1 protein-coding gene is annotated in these 230 nt (G+C 34.8%); it reads left to right on the top strand.

The genetic code is table 11. The features are described from left to right. On the top strand, nucleotides 1-230 hold a 230-nt coding region (locus tag SB765_RS34435), incomplete at both ends, for a TnsA endonuclease C-terminal domain-containing protein (protein ID WP_410933132.1).

The raw sequence follows: 230 nt of genomic DNA, 5'->3' as shown, positions 1-230 counted from the left end.
AGCTTTAGATGATGCTAGAACTACTGAAAAGCTTGAGCTAGAAAGGCGGTATTGGAAGTTAAAAGAAGTCCCTTGGTTTCTTATAACTGAACAAGATATTCCTCAAACGGTTATCAAAAATATAAAATGGCTTTATCCAGCTCAGCGCGATGAAATAGATATGGAAGTGTTAATTCAGCGTGTTGATTACTATGACTATCACTTTTCTCAAAACCCTAATAAAAACATCA

Source organism: Pseudomonas sp. SIMBA_067 (genome assembly GCF_046534675.1).
GTDB classification, from domain to species: domain Bacteria; phylum Pseudomonadota; class Gammaproteobacteria; order Pseudomonadales; family Pseudomonadaceae; genus Aquipseudomonas; species Aquipseudomonas putida.
The sequence above is the reverse complement of the archived record's forward strand: the minus strand, read 5'-3'. Positions and strand labels throughout refer to the sequence as shown.